This window comes from Burkholderia sp. LMG 13014 (assembly GCF_905232215.1).
Taxonomy (GTDB): domain Bacteria; phylum Pseudomonadota; class Gammaproteobacteria; order Burkholderiales; family Burkholderiaceae; genus Burkholderia.
The window spans coordinates 1-3,929 of the sequence record NZ_CAJNKE010000547.1 but is presented as its reverse complement, the minus strand read 5'-3'; the positions used below and the strand labels follow the sequence as shown (position 1 = coordinate 3,929).

Genomic DNA, 3,929 nt, shown 5'->3' with positions numbered 1-3,929 from the left:
ACCGCCCACTACGAAATGCTCGGCGAGCTCGACGACTCGCGCGCGGGCCGGCGGCTGTACCGCTGCGTCGCGCAGGAGATCGAATCGCTGTGGGCCGCGTTCGGCGGCAGCGACTGGACGATCTTCTGCGTCGATCCGCACGGCACGGTCGTCCATGTGCGACGCAGCCCGCATTGCGACGAAGCGCTGCTGACGCCGATCGTTGCCGGGCGCCGGATCGTCGAGCCGAACATCGGCACGACCGCGCCGAGCTGCGTGATTCACGATGGTGCGGAGGCCGTCGTCGCGGGCGCCCAGCACTATCTTGACGAACTCTCGCGGGTCTTCTGTCTCGCGGTGCCGCTGGTCGGCTTCGACGGCGAGGTGATCGGCGCGCTCGACATCACCGGTATCGGGCGGCGCAATGTCGTGCAGTTGCATGAGCAGTTCCGCCATGCGGCGCTGTCCGCCGAGCAGCGGTTGTATGCAATGCTGCGCGACTGCCATTTGCTGCAGGTGCAATACGATCCGCGCTGGCTCGGCACGCCGCTTGCCGGCGTCGTCGCACTCGACGAAACAGGCCGCGTGCGCGCGGTGAGCCGCCTGGCGCGCCAGATGCTCGATCTTGCACCGGCCGGGCCGATCGGCGCGTGCGAGGTTCGGCTGTTGTTCCCCGGCGCAACGCCTGCGCAACAGCGTCGTTTGCTGACACCTTCGCGCACGCCGCAGCGGATCGCGCGCGACGACGGCAGTCACGTTTGGGTGCGTACCGTGCGCGCACCGCTCGATCGGGTGACGATGCCGCGCCAATCCGATACGCTCGAATACGCAGCCGACGTCTGCGGCACGGCGCCGGCTGCCAGTCCGCTGGCCAGCCTGCACGAGCAGTCGCTCGATGCCATCCGCCGGGCGCTCGACGAGCACGACGGTAATGTGTCGGCCGCCGCGCGGCAGCTCGGTATTTCGCGTACCACGCTGTACGCGAAGCTCAGGCAGCTCGATGCGGCAGGACTCAAGCACAGCGGGCCGCACTGACGCATCGCGAATTGGCCGGAAGAGACCGACGCGTTCGCGCCGCGGTATGCGCATCGATTTACGACAGGCGATCGACAGCCACCCGATACTCGTCCACGAGCCGGGCCACCACGTCACCCGCGCCGGGCAGGTCGGTCACCAGCCCGGCCGACTGCCCGAGTTCGACCTTGCCGCGTTCGGTGTCGCCGTCGAGCGCGGCCTGTTTCAGCGAACTGGCGGCAAACAGCGCGGCGTAGCGGTCGTCGTCCAGCCGCTCCGCATCGGCGCGCAGTACGTCCTGTGCGAACGCGTTGCGCGTCATCCGGACGGGCAGCTTGCGAATGCCAACGAGCGCGGTGCCGTCGATTTCCGTCTCCAGCACCGCGCGCTTGTAGTTGTCGTGCACGCCCGCTTCCCGCGTCGCGATGAAACGCGTGCCGAGCTGGACCGCGTCGGCGCCGAGCGCGAGCATCGCGGCAACGCCAAAGCCGTCGGCGATGCCGCCGCCGGCGACGATCGGCATGTCCGGCAGCACCTGGGCCACACGCCGCACGGCGACCAGCGTGCTGACGCCGTTCACCGGTGGATGACCACCCGCTTCCGCGCCGACCACGACCAGAGCATCGACGCCCGCATCGGTGGCCTTGCGCGCGTGTTCGAGCGTCGACACGACGTGGATCCAGCGCGTGCCGAGCGCGTGAAAGCGGGCGAGATGCGCACGCGGACCACCCTGCGACGCGATCAGGATCGGCACCCGTTCGGTCTCGATCACGTCGAGGAAACGCTCGGCGTCGGGGCGGTAAAGCGGCAGGTTCACCGCGAACGGCTTGCCGCCGACTGCGTCGCGCACGGCGCGCACCGTGTCGCGGAACGCATCGAGGTACATCGGGCCGGCGGCGATCACGCCGAGCGCGCCGGCCTGCGTGACGGCGATGGGCAGCGCCGCGTTCGAGGACGCCCAACTCATGCCGGCCTGAATGATCGGATAGCGGAGGTCGAGCAAACGCGTGAGGCGGGTGGGCTTCATGTGAGGGGGGTCCGGGAAATGAGGGGCGATCCGGCGGGCCGCCCGCACCGATCGGGAGCGGGCGGCGCCGGCGGTCAGGCGAGTCCGAATTCGCGGATCGCGTAGTCGCGCAGCTTGTTCTTCTGCACCTTCGAGCTGCCGGTCATGCCGATCTCGTCGAACGACGGCACGATCCGCAAATAGCGCGGCACCTTGAAATTCGCGCAGCGCGCCTTGCAGAAGGCGATCAGGTCCTCGCTCGACGCATGCGCGCCGGGCCGCAGCACGATGAACGCGGCGGGCACCTCGCCGAGACGTGCGTCGGGTACGCCGACCACCTGCGCAAGCTGCACGGCCGGATGGCCGAACAGCGTTTCCTCGACTTCGGCCGGCGCGACGTTCTCGCCGCCGACGCGGAACACGTCTTTCAGGCGCCCGAGCATCCGCAGCCGGCCGTCGTCGTCGATCACGCCGAGATCGCCGGTACGCAGCCAGCCGTCGTCGGTGAATGCCGCCGCGGTCTCGTTCGGCTTGTTGTAGTAGCCCTTCATCACGCTCCAGCCACGCACCTGGATCTCGCCCGGCGCATTCGGCGGCTGGAGCGTGCCGGTGTCGGTCGCGACCGTGCGGATCTCGATGCCGGGATGCGGATGCGCCCAGCCGGCGACGCGCACCGCGAGCGGATCGCGCCAGTCGTTCAGCACGACGTTCGGCGACGCCTCCGACTGCCCGTAGGCGCCGACCATGTACGGCACGCCCATCACGTCGTGGATCTGCTGCATGATCCCCGGCCCCGCGGCCGCCCAGCCGCCGCGCAGATGGATCCGCTCGCGGCGGAATGACGGATCGCTCATCAGCATCAGGAAGATCGTATCGTTTCCGGACGTCAGCGTGCAGCGCTCGTCGTCGAGTAACGTCAGCACCTTCGCGACGTCGAACGACGGTATCGACAGCAGGCACGCGCCGGTCACAAGTGCGACGAGCAGCGACATCGTCGTGCCTGCGACATGGAAGAACGGCCGCACGCTGAAATAGCGGTCGTCCGGCAGCACGCCGATCCGCAGCGCCGACGCGGCCGCGTTCATCAGCATGTTGCGATGGCTCAGCAGCACACCTTTCGGAAACGACGTGGTCCCGGACGTGTACTGGATCAGCAGCGTATCGTCAGGCATGACCCGCTGCGCGCGCCGCGCAGCCGCGTCGCGCAGCGCGGGCGTGTCGGGCAGCGCCTCGAAGCGCTCGACGCCGGTCTCGTCACACGCGTCGTCGACGCGGCCGACGCGCTCGCAACGATCCGCGCGCTCGCCGGCGGCATTGCCGCCGCGCCACCGCTCGCGATGCAGCTCACGCGCGACTGCATCGAGCGCGGCGTCGAATCCGATCCGGCCGGCGCGCTCGCGATCGAGATCCTGGCGATCGACACGTTGCTGCAGAATGCGGACTGGAAAAGCACGATTTCGAACTTTGGCACGTCCGCGTCCGGCGGATCGAACGGGGAGCATCGCCATGACTGATTCATTCGTCGAACGATTCGGTCTGCGCGACCCGATCACCCTGCCTGCGATCCTCGCGGCCCGCGCGAGCAGCACACCCGACGCGGAGGCGCTCGTGATCGATGGCGAGCGCATTGACTACCGGACACTCGCCGAACGCGTGACGCGTGCCGCCGCACGGATGATCGCCCTGGGCGTCGAGCCGGGCGAGCACGTCGGCATCATGATGGGCAACTCGATCGACTGGGTCGTGCTGTTCTACGCGGCCGCGTCGATCGGTGCGGTTACCGTGCCGGTCAACACCCGCTTCAAGACCGACGAGCTGAACTACTGCCTGAAGCAAGGCGACGTGCGCGTGCTGTTCTACGTCGACACGTTCCTGAAGATCGACTACACGCAACTGCTGCGCAACGTCGAGCCGGCGTTCGACCGGTCGC

At 68.6% G+C, this 3,929-nt stretch carries 5 protein-coding genes; 3 read left to right on the top strand and 2 right to left on the bottom strand.

Features of this window, described 5'->3' with window-relative positions; all coding sequences use genetic code 11:
* Positions 1 to 1,014, top strand: a 1,014-nt coding sequence (locus JYJ84_RS30570) for a helix-turn-helix domain-containing protein (RefSeq protein ID WP_205189884.1), incomplete at its 5' end; no start/stop codon positions are given.
* A gap of 58 nt (positions 1,015 to 1,072) precedes the next feature.
* Here the strand turns inward: JYJ84_RS30570 and JYJ84_RS30565 are convergent.
* Positions 1,073 to 2,020 carry a nitronate monooxygenase family protein gene (locus JYJ84_RS30565; protein WP_175220501.1) on the bottom strand — a complete coding sequence of 316 codons (948 nt, stop codon included), beginning with the start codon at positions 2,018 to 2,020 and terminating at the stop codon, positions 1,073 to 1,075.
* Positions 2,021 to 2,094: 74 nt separating this feature from the next.
* A complete protein-coding gene (locus JYJ84_RS30560) occupies positions 2,095 to 3,207 on the bottom strand; it encodes a class I adenylate-forming enzyme family protein (RefSeq protein WP_240201924.1) in 1,113 nt (370 codons plus the stop codon).
* Here JYJ84_RS30560 and JYJ84_RS30555 point away from each other — a divergent pair.
* Both JYJ84_RS30555 and JYJ84_RS30550 read left to right on the top strand, forming a co-directional pair.
* The gene (locus tag JYJ84_RS30555) at positions 3,097 to 3,513 is read left to right on the top strand and encodes an enoyl-CoA hydratase/isomerase family protein (protein ID WP_205189885.1); all 417 of its coding nucleotides are present in this window, start codon (positions 3,097 to 3,099) and stop codon (positions 3,511 to 3,513) included. The genes JYJ84_RS30560 and JYJ84_RS30555 overlap by 111 nt on opposite strands.
* A partial coding sequence (locus JYJ84_RS30550; RefSeq protein WP_205189883.1) for an AMP-binding protein occupies positions 3,506 to 3,929 on the top strand: 424 nt, incomplete at its 3' end. The genes JYJ84_RS30555 and JYJ84_RS30550, both read left to right, overlap by 8 nt.